Origin of the sequence: Pseudomonas umsongensis (assembly GCF_002236105.1) — a bacterium.
GTDB lineage: Bacteria > Pseudomonadota > Gammaproteobacteria > Pseudomonadales > Pseudomonadaceae > Aquipseudomonas > Aquipseudomonas umsongensis.
In genome coordinates this window covers 66,551-88,051 of sequence record NZ_NIWU01000007.1, presented here as the reverse complement: position 1 = coordinate 88,051, position 21,501 = coordinate 66,551, and the positions used below count along the sequence as shown (strand labels likewise).

Annotated in this window: 15 protein-coding genes; 7 read left to right on the top strand and 8 right to left on the bottom strand. The window is 60.3% G+C overall.

Translation table 11 applies throughout. From position 1 onward, the window contains the following. Positions 1 to 115: 115 nt before the first annotated feature. Genes aauS through PSUM_RS26320 form a run of 3 tightly spaced genes read left to right on the top strand, consistent with a single transcriptional unit; the run spans position 116 to position 3,680 of the window. Entirely contained in the window at positions 116 to 2,017 is a 1,902-nt protein-coding gene (gene aauS / locus PSUM_RS26330; protein ID WP_020800745.1) for a two-component sensor histidine kinase AauS, read from the top strand. Further along, the gene (gene aauR / locus PSUM_RS26325) at positions 2,014 to 3,342 is read left to right on the top strand and encodes a two-component response regulator AauR (protein ID WP_020800746.1); all 1,329 of its coding nucleotides are present in this window, start codon (positions 2,014 to 2,016) and stop codon (positions 3,340 to 3,342) included. The genes aauS and aauR overlap by 4 nt, the downstream gene beginning before the upstream one ends. Before the next feature lie 8 nt (positions 3,343 to 3,350). Then, positions 3,351 to 3,680: a GlpM family protein gene (locus PSUM_RS26320; RefSeq protein WP_173667182.1), complete on the top strand. Its 330-nt coding sequence runs from the start codon at positions 3,351 to 3,353 to the stop codon at positions 3,678 to 3,680. Positions 3,681 to 3,794: 114 nt separating this feature from the next. On the opposite strand, the gene PSUM_RS26310 is transcribed toward PSUM_RS26320, so the two are convergent. Continuing rightward, positions 3,795 to 4,829 (bottom strand): alpha/beta fold hydrolase, encoded by a 1,035-nt coding sequence (locus PSUM_RS26310; RefSeq protein ID WP_033043248.1) that lies wholly within the window; start codon positions 4,827 to 4,829, stop codon positions 3,795 to 3,797. 204 nt (positions 4,830 to 5,033) lie between these two features. Between PSUM_RS26310 and PSUM_RS26305 the strand changes: the two genes are divergently transcribed. Then, positions 5,034 to 10,250, top strand: a complete 5,217-nt coding sequence (locus PSUM_RS26305; RefSeq protein ID WP_083349710.1) for a dermonecrotic toxin domain-containing protein — start codon at positions 5,034 to 5,036, stop codon at positions 10,248 to 10,250. A 42-nt stretch (positions 10,251 to 10,292) separates the two neighbouring features. Here PSUM_RS26305 and metE read toward each other — a convergent pair whose 3' ends face one another. Next, a complete protein-coding gene (gene metE / locus PSUM_RS26300) occupies positions 10,293 to 12,605 on the bottom strand; it encodes a 5-methyltetrahydropteroyltriglutamate--homocysteine S-methyltransferase (protein WP_083349711.1) in 2,313 nt (770 codons plus the stop codon). 109 nt (positions 12,606 to 12,714) lie between these two features. On the opposite strand from metE, the gene metR reads away from it, so the two are divergent. Next, positions 12,715 to 13,632 (top strand): transcriptional regulator MetR, encoded by a 918-nt coding sequence (gene metR / locus PSUM_RS26295; protein ID WP_020800752.1) that lies wholly within the window; start codon positions 12,715 to 12,717, stop codon positions 13,630 to 13,632. A 136-nt stretch (positions 13,633 to 13,768) separates the two neighbouring features. On the opposite strand, the gene PSUM_RS26290 is transcribed toward metR, so the two are convergent. The 3 genes from PSUM_RS26290 to PSUM_RS26275 form a co-directional block, all read right to left on the bottom strand. Further along, positions 13,769 to 14,407: a LysE family translocator gene (locus PSUM_RS26290; RefSeq protein WP_020800900.1), complete on the bottom strand. Its 639-nt coding sequence runs from the start codon at positions 14,405 to 14,407 to the stop codon at positions 13,769 to 13,771. Between the two features lie 24 nt (positions 14,408 to 14,431). Next, positions 14,432 to 14,866 (bottom strand): NUDIX hydrolase, encoded by a 435-nt coding sequence (locus tag PSUM_RS26285; RefSeq protein WP_020800899.1) that lies wholly within the window; start codon positions 14,864 to 14,866, stop codon positions 14,432 to 14,434. A gap of 184 nt (positions 14,867 to 15,050) precedes the next feature. After that, positions 15,051 to 15,872: a carbon-nitrogen hydrolase family protein gene (locus PSUM_RS26275; protein ID WP_083349712.1), complete on the bottom strand. Its 822-nt coding sequence runs from the start codon at positions 15,870 to 15,872 to the stop codon at positions 15,051 to 15,053. A gap of 118 nt (positions 15,873 to 15,990) precedes the next feature. On the opposite strand from PSUM_RS26275, the gene PSUM_RS26270 reads away from it, so the two are divergent. Both PSUM_RS26270 and PSUM_RS26265 read left to right on the top strand, forming a co-directional pair. After that, positions 15,991 to 16,794, top strand: coding sequence for a helix-turn-helix transcriptional regulator (locus tag PSUM_RS26270; RefSeq protein WP_033045134.1), 804 nt, complete (start codon positions 15,991 to 15,993; stop codon positions 16,792 to 16,794). A 109-nt stretch (positions 16,795 to 16,903) separates the two neighbouring features. Further along, a complete protein-coding gene (locus PSUM_RS26265; RefSeq protein WP_020800896.1) occupies positions 16,904 to 18,523 on the top strand; it encodes an FMN-binding glutamate synthase family protein in 1,620 nt (539 codons plus the stop codon). A gap of 24 nt (positions 18,524 to 18,547) precedes the next feature. On the opposite strand, the gene PSUM_RS26260 is transcribed toward PSUM_RS26265, so the two are convergent. Genes PSUM_RS26260 through PSUM_RS26250 form a run of 3 tightly spaced genes read right to left on the bottom strand, consistent with a single transcriptional unit; the run spans position 18,548 to position 21,369 of the window. Beyond that, positions 18,548 to 20,056 carry a glucosyltransferase domain-containing protein gene (locus PSUM_RS26260; RefSeq protein WP_083349713.1) on the bottom strand — a complete coding sequence of 503 codons (1,509 nt, stop codon included), beginning with the start codon at positions 20,054 to 20,056 and terminating at the stop codon, positions 18,548 to 18,550. After that, on the bottom strand, positions 20,057 to 20,998 hold the full coding sequence (locus tag PSUM_RS26255; protein WP_020800894.1) for a glycosyltransferase family 2 protein: 942 nt from the start codon (positions 20,996 to 20,998) through the stop codon (positions 20,057 to 20,059). Continuing rightward, the gene (locus PSUM_RS26250) at positions 20,995 to 21,369 is read right to left on the bottom strand and encodes a GtrA family protein (RefSeq protein ID WP_020800893.1); all 375 of its coding nucleotides are present in this window, start codon (positions 21,367 to 21,369) and stop codon (positions 20,995 to 20,997) included. The genes PSUM_RS26255 and PSUM_RS26250 overlap by 4 nt, the downstream gene beginning before the upstream one ends. Positions 21,370 to 21,501 lie beyond the last annotated feature (132 nt).

Genomic DNA, 21,501 nt, shown 5'->3' with positions numbered 1-21,501 from the left:
GCGATGACCTCAAAGACACCGCGTACATCCAGGATGAACGCGTCTTCGTTGACGACCATCGCGAGCATGCTCGCTCCTACAGGAGGCCGACGCTGGTTGACCCAAGGCATCTGTGATGAAATGCGACCCCAATCTCTATCGCGCCGCGTCGCCATCACTCGCCGTGAAACCTCGCCTGATTCGCCATCTGTTCCTGCCGCCGCTGATCATCGCCCTGATGATCGGACTGGGTTATATCGGCTTCTGGACCAGTGAACACTACGGAATCCGCAGCCTCGGCGAAAATGGCCAGCGCCAGCTGGAACTGCACGCCCGCGCTGTCGAGAGCGAGATCAGCAAATACACTTACCTACCCAGCCTGCTGGAACTCGAAACCAGTGTTTCGAAGCTGCTGGCCGACCCGACGCCGGAGCACCGGCAGACCGTCAATGATTACCTAGAAGGCCTGAACCGGCGCAGCCGCAGCCGGGCCATCTACGTGATGGACACCACCGGCCGCGTCATGGCCACCAGCAACTGGCGCGATGTCGACAGTTACCTGGGTGAAGACCTGTCTTTCCGTGCCTATTTCCAGAACGCCGTGCGTGGCCAGCCCGGACGCTTCTATGGCATTGGCAGCACCAACGGCGAACCCGGTTACTACTTGGCCCATGGCCTGGAAGAACACGGCAAGATCATCGGCGTCGCGGTGGTCAAGGTCCGCCTCGAGGCCATGGAGGAGCGTTGGCAACGCGCGCGCCTTGAAGCCTTCGTCAGCGACGAGAACGGCATCATCATTCTCTCCAGTGACCCCGCTCGACGCCTGAAATCGGTGGTGCCGCTGAGCGAAGAAACCAAGGAAAAGCTCGCCCGCAGTCTCCAGTACTACTGGTTCCCACTGAACGAATTGCAACCGTTGGCCCGGGAAACCCTGTCCGAGGGCGTGGAGAAACTCACCTTCCCCGCCAATAGCGAACTGGTTTCCGATGACGAAAACATCAGCTACCTGTCACAAACTCGTCCCCTGAGCGATACACCGTGGAATTTCACCCTGCTCACGCCACTGCAGGATCTGCGCCGCGAAGCGGTCAACCAAGGGATTCTGGTGGCCGTGGCCTTTGCCCTTGTGGCGTTCCTGCTGATCGCTTGGAACGAGCGGCGCAAAGTGATCGCCACCCGTCTCGCTGCCCGAGAAGCCTTGCAGGAAGCCAACAACCAATTGGAGCGTCGGATTACCGAACGCACCACCGACCTGCGCGCCAGCAACGAGCGGCTCAAGGGGCAGATCCGCGAGCGTCGTCACGCCGAAGAGACGCTGCGCCGTGCCCAGGACGAACTGGTGCAGGCCGGGAAACTCGCCGCGATTGGCCAGATGTCCACCAGCATCGCCCACGAATTGAACCAGCCGTTGGCGGCGCTGCGCACCTTGTCCGGCAACACCGTGCGGTTTCTCGAGCGCGGTCAACTGGATGTGGCCAGCACCAACCTCAAGACCATCAACGAATTGATCGACCGCATGGGCCGGATCACCGCCAGCCTGCGCTCCTTCGCCCGGCGCGGTGACGACAAGGGCCAGGCTTGTCTTGGCAAAGCCGTGGACGCCGCCTTGCAATTGCTCGGCGGGCGTGTGGAAAACGCCCATCTGCAGGTGCATCGCCACTTCGACGATGTGCAAATGCAGATCGATCAGACGCGCCTGGAGCAGATCCTGGTCAACCTGGTTGGCAACGCCCTGGACGCCATGCAGGCGCAGCCGCAGCCCGAATTGTGGCTTGAAGGCGAAGCACTGGAGGGTAAATATCGGCTGCGTGTACGGGACAATGGCCACGGCATCGATGCCGAAGCGCGCAAACACCTGTTCGAACCATTTTTCACCACCAAGCCCGGCGAACAAGGCCTGGGCCTAGGCCTGACCCTTTCCGCGAGCCTGGCCGCTGCCACTGGCGGTCACCTGGGTGTCGAACACCCGGCCAGCGGTGGTACTGCTTTCGTCCTCAGTTTACCGTTGGTAAGCCCCACTTCCGCTGAGCCAATATGAACAACGACCTTAGTGTATTGATCGTCGAAGACGACCCCCATGTTTTGCTCGGCTGCCAGCAGGCACTGACCCTGGAAGATATTCCCTGCATCGGTGTCGGCAGTGCCGAGGAAGCCCTGGAGCGGGTGGGCGAAAACTTCGCCGGCATCGTCATCAGTGACATTCGCCTGCCCGGCATCGATGGACTGGAACTGCTGAACCGACTCAAGGCCCGCGACCGCAGCTTGCCGGTAGTGCTGATTACCGGTCACGGCGACATCTCCATGGCCGTCGGCGCCATGCAGAAAGGTGCCTACGATTTCATGGAGAAGCCCTTCTCTCCCGAACGCCTGGTGGATGTAGCGCGCCGTGCCCTGGAGCAACGCAGCCTGGCACGAGAAGTCTCGTCGTTGCGCCGGCAACTGGCCGAGCGCGACTCACTTGAAGGTCGAATCATCGGCCGTTCGCCGGCAATGCAGAACTTGCGCGAACTCATTGCCAATGTTGCCGATACGTCAGCCAACGTGCTGATCGAGGGCGAAACCGGCACCGGCAAGGAACTGGTCGCGCGCTGCCTGCATGATTTCAGTCGTCGGCACACCCGGCAATTCGTGGCGCTCAATTGTGGTGGCCTGCCGGAAAACCTGTTCGAAAGCGAAATCTTCGGCCACGAAGCCAACGCCTTCACCGGCGCAGGCAAACGGCGGATCGGCAAGATCGAGCATGCCGACGGCGGCACGCTGTTCCTCGACGAAGTGGAAAGCATGCCCCTGCCCCTGCAGATCAAACTGCTGCGGGTATTGCAGGAGCGCACCCTCGAACGCCTCGGCTCGAACCAGAGCGTGGCGGTGGACTGCCGGGTGATCGCGGCCACCAAATCCGATCTCGACGAGTCGAGCAAGGCCGGTGAATTTCGCAGCGACCTGTATTACCGCCTTAATGTGGTGACCCTGGAACTGCCACCTCTGCGCGAGCGCCGCGAAGACATCCTGCAATTGTTCGAGTTTTTCTTGCAGCAATCGTCCTTGCGTTTCGACCGCGCCGTACCGGAGCTGGATAACCAGACCCTGTCTAACCTGATGAGCCACGATTGGCCGGGTAACGTGCGCGAATTGCGCAACGTCGCCGAGCGATTTGCCCTGGGCCTGCCGGCATTCAAGAAACCGGGTGCGGGCGGTGCCGCCCAAGGCCTGGCTTTCGCTGAAGCGGTGGAGGCCTTTGAGCGCAACTTGCTAAGCGATGCCTTGCAACGCAGCGGCGGCAACCTGACCCAGGCCAGCCAGGAACTGGGCATGGCCAAGACCACGCTGTTCGACAAAGTGAAAAAGTACGGGCTAAGCCACTGATGGATCTGATTCTCAAAGCAACCCTGGGCGCATCGGTGGTGGTGATCCTCGCGGCCCTGGCCAAGACCAGAAACTATTACATCGCCGGACTGGTGCCACTGTTTCCGACCTTTGCACTGATTGCCCACTACATTGTCGGCAAGGGTCGTTCGCTGGATGACTTGAAGACCACCATCGTGTTTGGCATGTGGTCGATCATTCCTTACTTCATCTACCTGGCAACCCTCTATGTGCTGGTCGATCGCATGCGCCTCGAGGCATCGCTGGCCGTGGCGGCAGTGGCGTGGTTGATCGCGGCGACGGCGCTGGTCACAGTTTGGATTCGCTTGCAGGCCTGATCACAATTCCTCTGTGGGAGCGAGCCTGCTCGCGAAGACGGAGGGTCGGTCATGCCAATGTTGACTGTGCCACCGCTTTCGCGAGCAGGCTCGCTCCCACAGGGGAAGGCGGCGTTACAAAAGGTTGTGTTCCGCCACGGGCTCAACCTGCGCCCAATGCGAAGTGTCCTCACGATGCGCCCGTAGGTACGGCAACACCGCCGCCAGCAACGGCGCCTTGAACGCTTCCTGAAACCGATGAGCCAACCCCGGTATCAACTTCAACTGGCTGCCACGCAGATGCGCCGCCAGGTGCACGCCGTGCATCACCGGCAACAACGGATCGGCCGTGCCATGCACCACCAGCGCCGGCACCCGTAGCTGGTTGAGCAGTGCCACTCGGCTCGGCTCGGCCAGGATCGCCAGGATCTGCCGTTTAGCCCCCTCGGGATTGAATGCCCGGTCATACGCCAGTGCCGCCTGATGCAACAGTGCCTGACGATCATCGGTCACCGACGGACTGCCCAGTGCCGCCAGCAGGTCCGCCTGTTGTTCCAGTGCGATTTCACGATTGGGCGCCCCCCGGCGCGCCAGCAACTGCAGCAGCGCCGCACTGGGTGCGGGTAAACCTTCGGCGCCGGAAGTACTCATGATCAGGGTCAGGCTTTCAACCCGCTGTGGCGCCATCGCCGCCATGTGCTGGGCAATCATCCCGCCCATGCTGGCGCCCAGCACGTGAAATTGCTCGATGTGCAACGCATCCATCAGGCCCAGTGCATCATCCGCCATATCGGTCAGGGAGTATGGCGCCGACACGGGCAAGCCGAGCTTATAGCGCAACACTTCGAAGGTCAGGTTGGCCTCGACGGGGGGTTGCCGCCAGGTCGACAGGCCGACGTCGCGATTGTCGTAGCGAATCACCCGGAACCCTTGCTGACAGAGCGCAACCACCACTTCGTCAGGCCAATGAATCAACTGCCCCCCCAGGCCCATCACCAGCAGCAACGCCGGGTCCGAGGCGCGACCGATGCTCTGGTACGCCAGGCTTACCTGATCCAGGTCGACCCGCTCGGTGGCCACATTGACGTCACAGCGGGACGCCGAAAAAGAAGGAAAACTCAACAACAACGCGGCCAAAAAGGCCGCTGTCGATAAAAATCGTGCACGCATGAAAACACCGAAACGCAGAACCCCAGTAGAGCGAAAGTCTGATGAAGTTTGTTCAAGCGCGCTGCCACAGTTGCATGACAATTTGATGAATGTCGCTCAGCGGTCGATGCGGTAACTATGTAGTACCACGGGCCTGGGGGATTTTTTTTTAATGGCGCTGGATCAGGAGTGGACTTGCCGCTCCCCGTAGAAGAGCCCTCCACCATGACCGAAAGACTGCTCCCGACGCTGCTGCCCCCAACTCTCCCCACCCCCTCTCTAATCCCCATCCCCGAGTTCTCGACGCTGCCGAGCCATATCGATCAGAGCCTGCTGCAAGGCGCCTTGACCCGTTGGCAAGCATGCAAGGAAGGTTTGCAGGCGCTGTTCGCCGACGCGCCGCGCAGCGAAGACGCCAATGCCTATTGGGATGCCCGCGCCCCCGGAACACCGCTGTCACGGCGTGATCGGGCCAGTCAGTTGTACCGCGAACATATCGAAGCCGCGGCCCAGGTGGCATTCGCCCTGAGCACCGTGAGCGCCGAACAATTGAAACCGTTGTGGTTGGTTTTGGATTCAGGGCCCCAGGCAATGCAGCTGGACGATCAGTTGATCCTCTGCGAACACCTGGCGCTGAAGCTGAGCGACAATAGCATCCTCAAACTTCCCGCGGCCTGGGTGATCAGCGTGGGCAACCAGCACCCCGTCGCGCAATTGCTGTACTTGCCGTCTCGACCGGTCCCCGTCCAGGCCTTCAAAGACCGCAGCGACATGGAGCACTGGTTGTCCGCGCAACTACTCGCCCCGCCAGAGCTCCCCAGCCATTACAGGTTTGAATACACGGCCCGGACCGGGCCATTGACGACAGGCATCGCGGACCTGTTTTCGCCCGGACCGCAAGGGCGCCTCGCCGAGGTATTCGCCCAAGCGCCGCCCCTTGAGGACCTGGATCAGACCGAAGGCGTTGGCGATGAAGATCAATCATCGCTATTCGATAGCCTGTCTGCGGATATTCCACTGTCGCTGCGCCAGGCCTCGCTTGGCAAACAGCGTGCGGTGCTCGAAACACTGCTGGGTGAGGCGCTGGACAGTGACCTTCAACAAGCACTTGAGGACACACTCAAGGCGCTGGAAACCGCAGAGCTTGCTGCAGACGCTGCCGCATCCACCTTGCTCTACCGATCGCGCACACTGGACCTGATAACGTTCAATCGTGGCTTCAACGCACTCTACCAGGCACACAAAGACGGCCTGAAGGCCGAGGTGGAACTGCAACGCACGCTTAATCAGCTCGATAGCACGGAACTCGAATTGCTCAGGGGCCTGCTGGACACAGCCGCCGAGCCAGACCCTGACGTTGCATTCGCCAGCCTGATGCTGAGTGTGAGAACAGACGCCGGCGATCCTTTGCCCCATGAGCTCAAAGGGGTGTTTGTGATTGGCCGGACACACACTCTGTCCGATCCAGAATCCCCTCACAGCCTGCTGCTCTACTGGCCCGGTATTGGCGGCGGCTTGCAACGATTCGCCAACCGCAAGGACCTGGAAGAGCAGTTGTTGAAAATCCAGGGACGGGACCCGGTCCTGGCCCTGCACCTGAAGACCATCACGACCGATCCGCTGTTATACAGCCTCAATCAACAGATCAGCTTTTTCGAAGAACAAGCCGCGCAAACACGCCAGCGCTATCCTGACAGCGGCCAGGCGACACAACGTGCGCAGGCACTGGAAAAGCTGCGCAAACAAACGCTGGCACTACTGCAGGTCCCGGTGAACGCAGCGAGAAGCCTGGCGCTCATGCATATTCTGGAACAGCAGCGCAGCGCCGCGATGGTTGCCAGGCTTCCCACCTGGTTGACGACCTTGGCAGCTCCCGACCGTGCCAGGCTCAAGAGCCTGACCAGCGCTTGTATCCAGGCCATGAAACGCGGCCACGAACAACTGGAAAAAACCCTGGCGCCTCGCGAAGTCTTCACCCGTCGACACCTTCAGGCGCGCCTGCGCCAGGATTTCTCGCTCAAAGGCGACTTCGACGTCCAACTGGACTTGCCCGACTCCGTCACGCTGCAAAAACAACTGACGGACGGCGCGGCTCCCGGTACCCCGCAAAAACTAGTGACGGTGCCCAGTACCGCCAGAAGCAAGATGTCACTCGAAGAACTCGCCCAACTCAACATCGACAACAAGCCGTCGATGCAGCTTGAGCCCTTGTCCTTGCGCCTGGGCTTCATGCGGGTGGAAGTCAAGGCGCCGGACGACGGCGAACGCCAGGCCCTGACAACCGGCATCACCCATGCCTACCTGCGCAAGACGCTGCCGGAACTCGACTTGCCCAAGGTCTACGAACAACTCATCTATGACACGTTCATGGGCAGTCACGGCGAACCGCTGTTTGTAAGGGAACATCGCCGGGAATGCCTGATCGAGCCCTGGCGCCAGACCCTCAAGCTGCAAGGGGAGTGTGCACGCCTGCAACGACACATCGGCCTCGACGACCTGCTCGTCCTGAACGCCGCCATCGACGCCGATACCCCGCAAGCCTGGCTCGCGGGCGGCAAGCGCATCGAATTATTGCCGGCCTACCTGAGCGCGGGCGGCAAGGACACCCCCAACGAGGGCCCGGTGACCTTGTCCGGGGTGACGTTCATTCACGAACAGGTCAGCGGCATGACTTTGCTGTACCTGCCCGACAGTCCCGATGGCCAGTTCCTGCGCCGTCACGACAGCCTCGAAGACGCGCGCAAGGCCCTGTTCAACCTGTGCCTGCGCAGTGAGATGGTCAGCTACCTGGCCGATCGCGCTTTGCAGGGAGACGTGCGGGCTCATGAAAGCCGGATCAACCAGGCCGTCCTCAAACACTTCGACGCCATGATCGGTGTCGGGGCACGCTGGCCGGCGGTCACTTCACTGGCCGCGCACCTGCTCAATACCCAGATGGGACGCCTGATCGAAGCCCATCGCGGCACATCGCGTTCCAACGAAGCGTTATTCCTGGAACGCTACGCGCTCAGCGGACCGAAGGCGTTGAACTACATAAAAATGGCCTTGGGCCTTGTGCCCTACGTGGGCGCAGCCATTGCTCTCTACGATGCCTGGAGCAGCGCCAATCGGGCTGTCGCAGCGCTGTTACGCGCGGACGCGGGTGAAGGCCTGACAGAGATAGAGTCGGTGCTGTTGTCTCTGATCGATGCCGCCATGGACCTCCTCCCCAGTACGATGGGCACCCGATCGGCCGCAGCCGCCCGCACGTTGACGCGGGCTCGTCAGTTGAAGGCGCTTGGCAAAGGCACCCTGGCCTTGCCACGGACCTCAAAAAACCAGGCGCGGCACATCGCCCAACGTTTCGCCGGTTACGAGTATGAAAAACCAATCTCCCTCCTCGGGTTGCAACCGGTCGAGCACGGTGTCTATCGCAATGTCTACCGTCATGCCGATGGCGACTTCATCACGCGCCAGGGCCGAATCTTCCAGGCTGAACTGAGCAAGGACTCACGTGGCTGGCGACTGAGCGGTACTCATAAAAAAACCTACAAGCAACCCATCGCTCTCGATGAAGCAGGCCGGTGGGACACCTGGTTCGGTGTTTACGGGTCGACTTTCGACGGCGGCGGGCTGGGTGGTGGTGGCGTGCTCGGACATCTGGCGGACACCTTCGACCCGCTCTGGCCGGCCGCCATTCGCGAGCGACTGCCACGCTGGTGGGCCGATCGGGTGTTTCGTCGTCACCATGAATTGACCGAAGCCGCCGATGACTTGGCGCCGCAAATCGAGACCCGGATCCAGGGCACTAACGCAACGCTGAACCGGTACAACAGCAGCCCCGTCGAAGCCCGCCCGGACCTGTTGCCAGCCGCCGATACAGCCTGTCTCAGCGACATCGAAATAGTCAACAGGCACTATCAGACGCTGGTCGAACTGGCGCCCCTGACACATGGCAACAAACGGCGTGTACTCAAGGACATGCAAAGTAATGATGCCCTCGTGATCGCCGATCGCCAAAAGCAGCGGGTCTTTTTCATCAATCATCGAGCTAACCCGCTCATGGACAGGATCGACGCTCTAATCGACCAACTGGACGAGTTACCGGACAACGCGCACGCCGAACGCCTTCGGATTCTGCAAGACATCCGAAAAATTCGCGTCGAACTGATCGGCCACCTGGGGCAGATGGAAACGGCAATGGGCGAGCTCAAGCGGTGGTACGAGCGCATTACGATCAGTACCGAAAAGGCGCAAATGACGCCCGAAGTAACGATGTTGAACGCACGCCTGAGTGAAGCCAATCTGCTTTACTTGAAAACCGGGCATTTGCTGGAAACCGTCCAGCGCTTCGACACGACACAGGATCTCTCCTGGTTCCATCTACAGGCCCAGGTCGACAGCCTGCGGACCAAAGTCGACCGTGCATTGTTTACCCAATACAGCCTGCCGGAAGTCACCGCCAACCGAGCCCAGCGCAATCAGATTCTTCAGGAGTGCCTTGAGCACTATCAGCAATTTCGTCGCGGCATGAACGCCTGGACCGCCAGCTACCCCGGGCACTTTCATCTCGACGCTGTTGCGCCCTTGCTCGAGGGTATCGAGAAAATGGCCGAACGGGCACGCAAGGCTATCGACCAACCGGCTCCAGCCCTGCCCTCCGGGCAACGCAGCAAGAAAATCTTCACCACTGAAGACGACCATCTGTTAATCGGGGTCGAACGCTGGGAGCCGACAACCCAGAAGCACCAATACATCCTGACTGGCCAGGGTGGTGTCCAGGAAACGTGGGAACAGGGTGCAAACGGCAAGTTTCGCTTGCTCAATCCAGCAGCGCCGACCGCTCGTCCCGCGCAAAGGAACCCTGCCGCCATGCTCGAAGACGCCCGTAACCGCCTTCAGTCGCAGCAGGCCTACCAGTCGAAGATCGAAACCTATGCGGCGCAAGACATGCTCCCGGTCGATCTGGAGCACATGATGGTCAGTGAAGCCAGCGAGCTGACGCGGCGGGCGCTGGACATCGAAGCCGTTGTTCCACAGAGCCCCGTCATCGAGCAACTGCGTAACAAGGCGACGGAACTGATCGCCACCGGACGCCAGATGCGTACTCGGCAGTCGCTACTGAGCAAAAACCCTACGGATGGCATGCTCGATGACTTGATTACCCACAACGCTGTGGAGATACGTAAAACCAGCCCGATCAAAAGCCTGCGAAAACGCCCGGGTGGCCGAGCCGACTACCTGCAGGAATACGAAATCTGGGACCTGACCAGCGTCCCGTCCAACGTGTTGTGGTACGCCCATTTTCATTACAGCAAGGCCACACCCGCCTTCGCCGAATTCGAAAAGGCGCACCTGAAACTGCCGCAGTACCGGTATCTGACCCACGCCGATGACGCCACCCTGCCCTATGCCGACATTGGCAAACGGTCAACGGTATTGCGACATTTCGATCAGGCCTGACACGCGATAACGGGAGCGGTTGAACCACTCCCGTTATCGTCCTCAAGCCAGTTGGCTGCGCAGTTGTCGTGCCGCGGCGACCATGTTCACCAAGGCAGCCTCGGTTTCCGGCCACGCCCGGGTCTTCAAACCACAATCGGGGTTGACCCACAGCCGCTCGGCCGGGATCCGCTTGACGGCCTTGCTGATCAATTTGACCATTTCGGCGGTGTCCGGCACCCGTGGCGAATGGATGTCGTAGACACCCGGACCGATATCGTTCGGGTAGTCGAACGCCTCAAAGGCTTGCAGCAACTCCATGTCCGAACGCGAGGTTTCAATGGTGATCACATCGGCGTCCATCGCTGCGATGGCCTCGATCACATCGTTGAACTCGCTGTAGCACATGTGGGTGTGAATCTGCGTTTCGTCACGCACACCGCTGGCGCTCAAGCGGAACGCCTCTACCGCCCACTCCAGATACTCCTGCCATTGCGCCCGGCGCAGTGGCAGCCCTTCGCGGAACGCCGCTTCGTCGATCTGTACGATCTTGATGCCGGCGGCTTCCAGATCCAGCACCTCATCGCGCAGGGCGAGGGCCAGTTGCTGCGCCTGGACTTTGCGTGACACGTCTTCGCGGGGGAATGACCACATCAGCATGGTCACGGGACCGGTAAGCATGCCTTTCATGACCTTGTCGGTCTGGCTCTGCGCGTAGCTGATCCAGTCGACCGTCATGGCTTTGGGACGGCTCAGGTCGCCATAGATGATTGCCGGTTTCACACAGCGCGAACCGTAGCTCTGCACCCATCCGAAGCGGGTAAAGGCATACCCATCCAGCTGTTCGGCGAAGTACTCGACCATGTCATTGCGTTCGGCTTCGCCATGCACCAGCACGTCCAGCCCCAGACGCTCCTGAATCTGCACGGCGTGGCGAATTTCGTGGTGCATGGCATCGGTGTAATCGTTGGCCGACAGCTTGCCTTGCTTGAAGGCCTGACGCGCCAGGCGAATCGAGCCAGTCTGCGGAAACGAGCCGATGGTGGTGGTCGGGAACGCTGGCAACTTCAAGCGTGCGCGCTGTTGCTCGATGCGTTTGGCAAACGGTGAATGACGCTGGCTGTCCGTGGCAACGATGGCGTTGATCCGCGCCTGTACCTGGGCCTTGTGAATACGCGGCGACTCGGCGCGGCTGGTCGCAATGGCACGGCTTTGAGCCAGCGCCGCTTGCACTTTGGGTGCTTGCGGATCATTCAGGGCATCGCGCAGTACCGCGATTTCGCCACATTTCTGCACCGCAAACGCCAGCCAGCTTTTCAGTTCCGGATCGAGCTTGTCTTCACGCTCCAGGTCTACCGGGCTGTGCAGCAGCGAACAGGAGGTGCTGACCCACAGGTTGTCGCCAAAACGCTCCTGGGCAAATTGCAGTTGCGCCAGCACCGGTTCCAGCTCGCAGCGCCAGACGTTGCGGCCATTGACCAGACCCACCGAGAGAATCTTGTAGGTTGGCAGGCGATCGAGCACGTGCAGCAGTTGATCCGGCGCACGCACCGCATCGATGTGCAAGCCTTGCACCGGCAGGCCGACAGCCAGGCCAAGGTTGTCCTGCAGGCCGCTGAAGTAAGTGGCCAGCAGCTTTTTCAGCGGCGAGTACTGCAGGATGTGGTAGGCCCGTTCAAAGGCGTTTTTCCATTCCTGCGGCAAGTCGAGGGTCAGGATCGGTTCATCGATCTGTACCCACTCCACGCCTTGGGCAGCGAGACGCACGAGGATTTCGTTGTAGACCGGCAGCAGGCGTTCCAACAGGTCGAGTTTATCGAAGTCCTGGCCTTTGACTTTGCCCAGCCACAGGTAAGTCAGCGGGCCGATGATCACCGGCTTGACGGTGTGCCCCAGGGCCTTGGCTTCATCGACTTCATCGAACAGCTGTTCCCAGCTCAGCGTGAACTGCTGGTCAGCGCTGAATTCCGGGACCAGGTAGTGGTAATTGGTGTCGAACCACTTGGTCAGTTCCTGGGCGTATTGCTCTGAGCCGTGCTCCGCGCCGCAGCAGCTCGCCGTGGCGCCACGGGCCATGGCGAACAGCGTGTCGAGGGTCGGCAGGCCACGCGCGTCGCGGGTGCTGTCGAAACGCTCGGGGATTACGCCGAAGGCCAGGGAATGAGTCAGTACCTGGTCATACCAGGCAAAGTCGCCGACCGGCAGCAGGTCGATACCGGCGTCTTTCTGCAATTGCCAGTGGCGGGCGCGCAATTGGCGACCGACGTTTTTCAGCGCCTGTTGGTCAAGGTCGCCCTTCCAGTAGGATTCGAGGGCTTTTTTCAGTTCGCGGTCGGCACCGATGCGGGGGAAACCAAGGGTGTGGGCTACGGCCATGTCGAATTGCTCCTGGGTAAAAGATGGCGCTATTGTCGACAGCGAAGCCATCATGAGACAAACTCAACCTTTTCGTGTTGATCACAAGTTTTCCTCATGGAGCCCCACGGTGCTTGAAATCCGTCACCTGAAGACCCTGCACGCCTTGCGCGAAGCCGATAGCCTGGTGGATGCAGCCGACCGCCTGCACCTGACGCAGTCGGCGCTGTCCCATCAGTTCAAGGAACTTGAAGAACGCATGGGCATGCCGTTGTTCGTGCGCAAGACCAAGCCGGTGCGTTTCACCAGTGCCGGCTTGCGCCTGCTGCAACTGGCCGACGCCACCTTGCCGCTGCTGCGCGCCGCTGAGCGCGATATCGCGCGGTTGGCCGGCGGCACCGCGGGGCGCCTGCACATGGCCATCGAGTGCCACAGTTGTTTCCAGTGGCTGATGCCGACCATCGACCAGTTCCGCGACGCCTGGCCGGAAGTCGAGCTGGACCTGGCCTCGGGCTTCTCCTTCGCCCCGCTGCCCGCCCTGGCCCGTGGCGACCTGGACCTGGTGGTGACGTCCGACCCGGTGGAACTGGTAGGGATCACCTATGTGCCACTGTTTACCTATGAAGCGATGCTCGCGGTGGCGAACCAGCACCGCCTGGCCAGCAAGGCCTACATCGTCCCGCAAGACTTGCTCAGCGAAACCCTGATCACCTATCCGGTGGAACGTGACCGGCTGGATATCTTCACGCGCTTCCTGGAACCGGCCGACGTCGAACCGGCCCAGGTCCGCACCTCGGAACTGACGGTGATGATGATGCAACTGGTGGCCAGCGGGCGCGGTGTGTGCGGCATGCCCCATTGGGCGCTGCATGAATACAGCTCACGGGGCTACGTGAAGGCCAAGCGCCTGGGCGAGAAAGGCCTGTTTGCGACGCTGTATGCGGCAATCCGGGCCGACATGCTCGATGCGCCGTACATGCGGGACTTCTTGCTGACGGCCAAGGACACGTCGTTTTCGACGCTGGATGGGGTTAGCGCGGTGCGCTAGAACACCTCTGTGGCGAGGGGACTTGTCCCCGCTGGAGTGCAAAGCACTCCCCTGCAATTTTTGACAAACATTGCTCGTGGGTATCAGGGCCGCCTCGCAGCCCAACGGGGACAAGTCCCCTCGCCACAAAAGCTGTTCAGGCCATCCGTTTTTGCTCGAGCATCAAGCGCAACGCCAGTGCCGACAACACAAAGCCCATGAAATAACGCTGCAATGCCAGCCAGGTCGGATTGCTGACAAACCATGACGCGATGCCCGACGCGAACAGGGCGATCATCAGGTTCACGCAGAAACTGACGCTGATCTGGGTCAGGCCCAGGACGATACTTTGAGTGAACACCGAACCGTGCTCAGGGGTGATGAATTGCGGAAACACCGACAGGTAGAACACCGCAATCTTCGGATTCAGGGCGCTGGTGAGAAAACCCATGGTGATCAACTTGCGCGACGAATCCGGTGGTAGTTGTTGCGCTTCGAACGGCGAACGCGCTCCCGGCTTGACCGCCTGCCAGGCGAGCCACAACAGATACAGTGCGCCGGCCCACTTCAACACTTCGTAGGCCATCGGCACCGCCAGGAACACGGCGGTCAACCCGGCCGCGGCGGCGAACAGATGCACAAAGAAACCCGCGACCACGCCGAGCAACGAAGTGACCCCAGCCTTGCGGCCCTGGCAGATCGAACGGGAGATCAGGTAGATCATGTTCGGCCCCGGTGTCAGCACCATCAACAACGCGGCAGCGGCGAAAATCAGCAGGTCTTGAAGCGGGATCATGGGCGAAGTCCTTTGCGTAAATGATCAGGCGGTCGCGGTCAGCGAAGCTCGATAAAACGGCAGGATCAGGTCCCGTGTCAATGGCGCCAGAACGACACCACCGTCGGTACCCGGATCAATCCAGAGCACCTCTTCGATCTCGGCGGCCGGGGACACATCGGTGTCGATGGTCAGCAGAAACAGTTCGGCCTGTACGACAAAACCCGGTTCATTGGCGGCAGGGGCCGAGAACTGCCCGAGGAAAGTGGCTTGCGTCGGATCGATGACCAGCCCCAACTCCTCTTCCAGCTCCCGGGCCAGTGCGCTGGCCGGTTGCTCACGGGCCTCGATCTTGCCGCCCGGTTGCATGAATGCCTGGGTGCCGCGCTTGCGCACCAGCAGCGTACGGCCGTCCGGGCCGATCAACAGGGCGGCGGCGATGTGGATAAGTCCGCAAGATTGGGCAGCAAACGTCGACATGAACAAAGGCCTTTGACTCAAAAGCGCCAAGGATCACATGTCCGCCACCGATTGTGTAGGAGTCGAGTTGATCGTTCCCACGCTCCGCGTGGGAATGCAGCCCGGGACGCTCCGCGTCCCAAATCAAAAGCCGAACGCAGAGCGTCCGTTGATGCATTCCCACGCAGAGCTTGGGAACGATCAGTTAACGCGCAGGAATCATCAGCTCCCGCAATCCACAAGCATGTTCGACCAATTCCCCTGGCAACTTCAGCCGTTGATCCTCCAGGTATCGATAATCCCGACGCGCCGCCGTCAACCGCTCCAGGTCCAGGTCCAGTGCAAACTGCCCCTCGTCACGCCCGGCCTCGAACAACAGCGTGCCCAAGGGATCCACCAACGCACTGCCGCCAGCAAACAACACACCGCCATCGCCCTCTTCCACCCGGTTGACCATCAGTGCAAACGCCTGGTTTTCCTGGGCTCGGGCCATGATCGCCGTGCGGTGAGTGGGACCGTAGGGGTCCATGTTGCCATTGGTCACCAATAACAATTCGGCACCCAGTTGCGCCAGGGCGCGTGCGGTTTCCGGGAACTCGATGTCGTAGCAGATCAGCAAACCAACTCGCACCCCGTTCCACAGGCAGGTGGCGAAGCGATCACCGGCTTCATACACGCCACGCTCCGACGGCCACAGGTGCGTCTTGCGATACTTGAGGGCGATACCCTCGGGGGTAATCAGCAACGTAGTGTTGTAGAACCGGCCGTTGTCGCGCTCGCTGGTGCCGATGACCACGGCAATGTTGCGATCACGGGCGGCTGCGACAATCGCACTGACGGTCGGGCCCTCCAGCGGTTCGGCAACCTCGGCCACGGACTCCGTGCACGGGAAGCCCATCAGGTGGCTTTCCGGGAACATGATCAGTTGCGTATCGGCAGCGCAGGCGTTGATCGCCGCCAGGGCACGTTCGAGGTTGTAAGCCGTGTCATTGTCACGGCCCGCCAATTGGGCGAGTTCGACTTTCATGGGGAGTCCTTGTTCTGAACGCCGGAAAGATTGCCCGGTCGTTGTGTGTGCGCCAGTATGCGCAGCAAGCACGCGGTCGAAAATCACGCCGCCGGGGTAACACGATAGGGGTAGAGGCATGACACTCGCGTTGGACGACATCGCCTGGCACCGCTCGGTCGGGCAATTGATCGATGCCTTGGACAAGCCCAATTTCTGGACGCAGTTGGTGCGCTTGCTGGATCAATACGTGCCCTGCGATAGCTGGGTGGCCTTGCTGTTCAGCGCCGACCAGCACCCACAGGTGTTTGCTGAATGCCCAGGCATTGACGCCAGCCCCGACCCGCTGTTCCAGGATTACCTGCGCGGCCTGTACCTGCTCGACCCGTTCTATATCGCCTGCCGCGAGCAGTCGCGCAGCGGTTTGTATCGCCTGTCGGAAGTCGCGCCGGAGCAGTTCGAACTCACCGAGTACTATCAACGATACTTTCGTGTGAATGTCGTGGCCGACGAAATACAGTTTAATTGCCAACTGGAGGGCGATCGCACCTTGTGCCTGTCACTGGGCAGCCAGCAACGCTTCAGTGCGCAGCAGATTGCCCTGCTTTCGCTGATCCAGCCCTGGGTGCTCGGGTTGTTGCGCCAGCGCCTGCCCTACGAGACCAACGAAGTGCTGGCGGCCTCTGCCCCCGCGCCGGTACAAGGCGACTGGCGCGTGCAACTGGAAGCTTCGGTGCAGCAACTCATGGGCGCACAATTGACCGCCCGGGAGCTGGATGTCGGGCGCTTGATGCTCAGCGGCTGCTCCAGCAAGGAAATCGCCCGCAAACTGGAAATCTCCATCGAGACCGTGAAAGTCCATAAGAAACACATGTACAGCAAGCTGGGGATCAAGTCCCAGTCCGAGCTGTTTTCGATTTTTCTCCAGGCACAAAACGCCTGAAAAGATCGCAGCCTTCGGCAGCGCCTAAAAAGGCAAGCCATGCACCCACCTGTAGGAGCTGCCGAAGGCTGCGATCTTTAAAAACCGAGTCCGAACCCAAGGAAACCGTATGAGCCTGTCACTCCTGAGCCGCTACGCCTTCTTTGCCGTCTGCGTAATTTTCACTCTCGCCAGCCTGCCCTTCCTCGATCACGACTGGCTCTGGCCAATCACTGTCGTTACCGGCATCCTCAGCCTGATCGGCATTTTCGATCTACTGCAAAGCCCCCACGCGGTGCGCCGCAATTACCCGATCCTGGGCAACATCCGCTACCTGGTCGAAGCGATTCGCCCGGAAATCCGTCAATACCTGCTCGAATCCGACAGCGACGCCCTGCCCTTTTCCCGCGCCCAGCGCTCGCTGGTCTATTCCCGCGCCAAGAATGAGAGCGCCGACAAACCGTTCGGTACCTTGATCGACGTGTACCAGTCCGGCTTTGAATTCATCGGTCACTCGATGCGTCCCGCCCCCTTGAGCGACCCCAGCGGTTTCCGCGTCACCGTCGGCGGCCCGCAGTGCTCCCAGCCGTATTCGGCGTCGGTGTTCAACATCTCGGCCATGAGCTTCGGCTCGCTCAGCGCCAACGCCATCCGCGCGCTGAACCAGGGCGCCAAGCTCGGCAACTTCGCCCATGACACCGGTGAAGGCAGCATCAGCCCCTATCACCGCGAACACGGCGGCGATCTGACGTGGGAGCTGGGCAGCGGATATTTCGGTTGCCGCACGGCCGACGGGCGCTTCGACCCGGAACGCTTCGCCGCTCAAGCACGAACACCTCAAGTGCGGATGATCGAAATCAAGATGAGCCAGGGCGCCAAGCCGGGCCATGGCGGGATCCTGCCCAAGCACAAGGTCACTCGGGAGATCGCCGACACCCGCGGCATTCTGATGGGCGAAGACTGCATCTCACCGTCACGCCACAGCGCGTTTTCCACGCCGATAGAGCTGATGCATTTCATCCAGCAATTGCGCGAGTTGTCCGGCGGTAAACCGGTGGGCTTCAAATTTTGCCTGGGGCATCCGTGGGAGTTCATGGGCATCGCCAAGGCCATGTTGGAGACCGGCATTCTCCCGGACTTCATCGTCGTCGACGGCAAGGAAGGTGGCACCGGTGCCGCGCCCGTGGAATTCACCGACCACATCGGCGTGCCGATGCGCGAAGGTTTGTTGTTCGTGCACAACACCCTGGTGGGATTGAACCTGCGGGACAAAATCAAGCTCGGCGCCAGCGGCAAGATCGTCAGCGCGTTCGATATCGCCAGCGTGCTGGCCATCGGCGCCGACTGGGCCAACTCGGCGCGTGGGTTCATGTTCGCCATCGGCTGCATCCAGTCGCAAAGCTGCCACACCAACAAATGCCCGACCGGCGTCGCCACCCAGGATACGTTGCGACAGCGCGCGCTGGTGGTACCGGACAAGGCCCAACGCGTGTACAACTTCCATCGCAACACCCTCAAGGGCCTGGCCGAGATGCTCGCCGCCGCGGGCCTTGAACACCCATCGCAGCTGTCGGCCAAGCACTTGGTACGGCGCATGTCGGCGACCGAGATCAAACTGTTCTCGCAGCTGCATGTGTTCCTTAAACCAGGAGAGTTGCTGACCGGTGAAATCAATGGCGAGTTCTACTCGCGGATGTGGCAGATGGCACGGGCGGACAGTTTCGAGCCCAATGAGGTGGCGGCGGCCTGACCTTCGCGGCCCCGACATTGCGCGTCACCAACGCAGCGATTTGATCGGGGCAGGCTCCTTCATGACGATGAAGCCGTAATCGCCAATCAGGTAAATTCGGTAGAACTGGCTTTCCACCAGCGGCGAGTAGTCTAGATAACCCACCCGTGTCGCGTTGCGCCGCTCCTTCTCCGCCACCACGTTGGTGATGCCCACTTTCGGCAGGTTTTCAGCCAGCATGTAGAAGTCGACGTTCAGCAGATAATGCAACACCGGCAGTTGCTTGAACGAACCCGCGGCTCCCAGCAGCCAGTGATCGGAATAGGTCACCGACATATAGATGCGCTTGGCGTCACGCAAGGGTTGATGGCTGGCGATGTCGCGTTCAAGGCTATTCAGCGCACTGCTGGCGAAGGTTTTCTGCACCGTCAGGACCCGGCCATAGGCAAACGACAACGACAGCATGGCCAGCAGCGGTACCAGCAACAGCAGCGGCAGGCGGTCATGCAGCATTGCCAGCGCCAGATGACTCAAAAAGAACAGCAGCACCAGTAACACCGCAAACCCCATCAAGGTCCTGGCGCCTTCGTTGAAGTCGCGAAAGAACAGCGCGACACCGGACACCAATAACACCAAGACCGGCACGGTCAGCAGACACAGCAGGCCGATCAGGAGCTTCTTGGTTGCGCTGTCCTTGCGCCTGATAATTTCCAATGCCAGACAAACAGCGCCGGCAACGGCGCACAGCAACAACCCGGCAGACACCCAGGAAAATCCGCCATGGAACAGCAGCACGACTTTTTCCAGCACTCGCGCGATGTTCATGTGGATTTGCAGCAAAGGCTGCGTTGACCCGTTGAGCAGCAACGTACGGTCCTGTCCCATGAAGGGAAATGCACTGACGCCGTAAATCAGCCAGCCGAGAAGCAGCTGGGCGATCCTCCAGCCGATCAAGCCGCCCCACCGCTCCCAGGCCACTTGGTCATTGACTGCCCTGAGCACTTCCAGACAGCACAGGCCAAGAAACACATTGATGCTGACTTGATACAAGCCCAGCGCCAGCGCGATCAGGAAGGAAGGCACCAGCCATTGCAAAATACGTGAAGGGTGATGAAACGTGATGGCGTAGATCACCGCCACCACGCTCAGTGTCATGACCGGACCGTCGTATTGATAGGTCAGGTTTTGCAGGAAGAACGGGTTGTACCAGAGCGGCAACAGCACCAGGCAACAGGCAACGGTCGGTTGGCGGAAGTGATGAAAGGTCAGGCTGGTCAGTGCCCAGGACATGACCAGGGTGGCGATCAACAGCGGCAGGGGAAAGATGTTCGGCGCGCCGTTGCTGAAGGTCAGCGCTTTGTAGAACAACTCGGCGAACAATCGCCCTTCCTTTGCCCAGGCCATACCGGCCGAGAGCGAACGCCAGTTGTCATCGATGTAGGGAAAATCCGCGAGGATCAGCGGCAGGACATACACAAAGGTCGCGAACAGAAAAAACAGCCAGGCCTGGCGGCGAGTGAGTTCCTTGATGAAGAAATCGCTGAACCTGCCCATCTAGGGTGTGCGCCTGTCTTTGCCGCCAACGATGTCCTTGATCACATAGCGCGGCCGGTGCTTGGCTTCGATGTAGATCCGGCCGACGTATTCGCCGAGGATACCAATGCCGATCAGCTGCACACCGCCGAGAAACAGGATAGCAGTCATCAACGAGGGGTAACCGGGCACGCTGTTCCCAAAGAAAATCTTGTCCAGCACCATGTACACCGCGTAGAGCACCGCAAAAATCGAAATCCCGCCGCCGACGTAAGTCCACAGGCGCAGCGGCACGGTGCTGAACGACGTCACACCCTCCAGTGCCAGGTTCCACAATTTCCAGACGTTGAACTTGCTACTGCCTGCCACACGCTCGGCCCGCTCGTATTCCACCACCACCGTGTTGAACCCGGCCCAGGACAACACGCCTTTCATGAACAGTTGATGCTCGGGCAAGGTGCGGATCACGTCCACCACCTTGCGGTCCATGAGCCGGAAATCACCGACGTTCTCTTCGATCCGGGTGTAGGAAATTCGATTCAACAGGTGATAGAACAGCGCCGCGCTGTGGCGCTTCAAGTAACTGTCGGAGGTGCGGTCGCGGCGCTTGGCCAGAACCACGTCCGCGCCTTGTTGCCATTGTTCGATCAACAGCGGGATGACACTGATCGGGTCCTGCAGGTCGACGTCCATCGGGATGACCGCATCGCCGCTGGCATATTCCAGCCCGGCAAACAGCGCCGGTTCCTTGCCGAAATTGCGCGAGAAATTGATCAGCATCACCTGTTCGTCCACCTGCGCCAGGGCCGCGGCCTGTGCGGCGGTGCCATCGGTGCTGCCGTCATTGATAAACACGATCTCGACCTCGGCACCGTCGAGTTTCAACTCACGTCGTACCGCCTGGTAAAACAGGTTGATCGCCTGTTCTTCGTTGAACACCGGGACGATAAGCGAAACCTTCATGAATCACGCTCACGAAACACCACGTATTTGGAAAACAGGAACCCCAGCACCAGGCTCAGGCCGGAAAACAACGCCACGGTCAGCAGGCCATGCAAGCGCCAGACATCGCCGGCATGACCGACGCCGAAGCTGAGCGCACCCATCGCCAGCATGAACGACAGGTAGCCGCCTACCGACGCCTTGGCGTCAAAGGTATAGAGCGCGTTCATATAAAAGGAAAACGAGGCCGCGACGCAAAAGGCCGCCAGGTTACTGGCCGCTTGCGTGAAGCCGGCAGCCACGCTCAAGAGAAAAAAGATCTGCCAGTGAATCAGCGTGTTTGCAACGCCAATCACCGTGTAGCTGGACAAGCCTTTGCATGAAAGCCTCATGTAACGCTCCTGCGACAGAACGCTGAACACACAGGTATTTGAGCTTGTCTACTGTCAGAAATCGCAGGTCGGCCAACCTTTCAGACCAGCGGTCAGGACTTGCAATCAGGGCAGGAGACATTCCGAAATACC

Coding starts and splice junctions, on each gene's coding strand:
- aauS (WP_020800745.1), top strand. CDS start 116: ATGAAATGCGACCCCAATCTCTATCGCGCCGCGTCGCCATCACTCGCC.
- aauR (WP_020800746.1), top strand. CDS start 2,014: ATGAACAACGACCTTAGTGTATTGATCGTCGAAGACGACCCCCATGTT.
- PSUM_RS26310 (WP_033043248.1), bottom strand. CDS start 4,829: ATGCGTGCACGATTTTTATCGACAGCGGCCTTTTTGGCCGCGTTGTTG.
- PSUM_RS26305 (WP_083349710.1), top strand. CDS start 5,034: ATGACCGAAAGACTGCTCCCGACGCTGCTGCCCCCAACTCTCCCCACC.
- metE (WP_083349711.1), bottom strand. CDS start 12,605: ATGGCCGTAGCCCACACCCTTGGTTTCCCCCGCATCGGTGCCGACCGC.
- PSUM_RS26290 (WP_020800900.1), bottom strand. CDS start 14,407: ATGATCCCGCTTCAAGACCTGCTGATTTTCGCCGCTGCCGCGTTGTTG.
- PSUM_RS26285 (WP_020800899.1), bottom strand. CDS start 14,866: ATGTCGACGTTTGCTGCCCAATCTTGCGGACTTATCCACATCGCCGCC.
- PSUM_RS26275 (WP_083349712.1), bottom strand. CDS start 15,872: ATGAAAGTCGAACTCGCCCAATTGGCGGGCCGTGACAATGACACGGCT.
- PSUM_RS26270 (WP_033045134.1), top strand. CDS start 15,991: ATGACACTCGCGTTGGACGACATCGCCTGGCACCGCTCGGTCGGGCAA.
- PSUM_RS26265 (WP_020800896.1), top strand. CDS start 16,904: ATGAGCCTGTCACTCCTGAGCCGCTACGCCTTCTTTGCCGTCTGCGTA.
- PSUM_RS26260 (WP_083349713.1), bottom strand. CDS start 20,056: ATGGGCAGGTTCAGCGATTTCTTCATCAAGGAACTCACTCGCCGCCAG.
- PSUM_RS26255 (WP_020800894.1), bottom strand. CDS start 20,998: ATGAAGGTTTCGCTTATCGTCCCGGTGTTCAACGAAGAACAGGCGATC.
- PSUM_RS26250 (WP_020800893.1), bottom strand. CDS start 21,369: ATGAGGCTTTCATGCAAAGGCTTGTCCAGCTACACGGTGATTGGCGTT.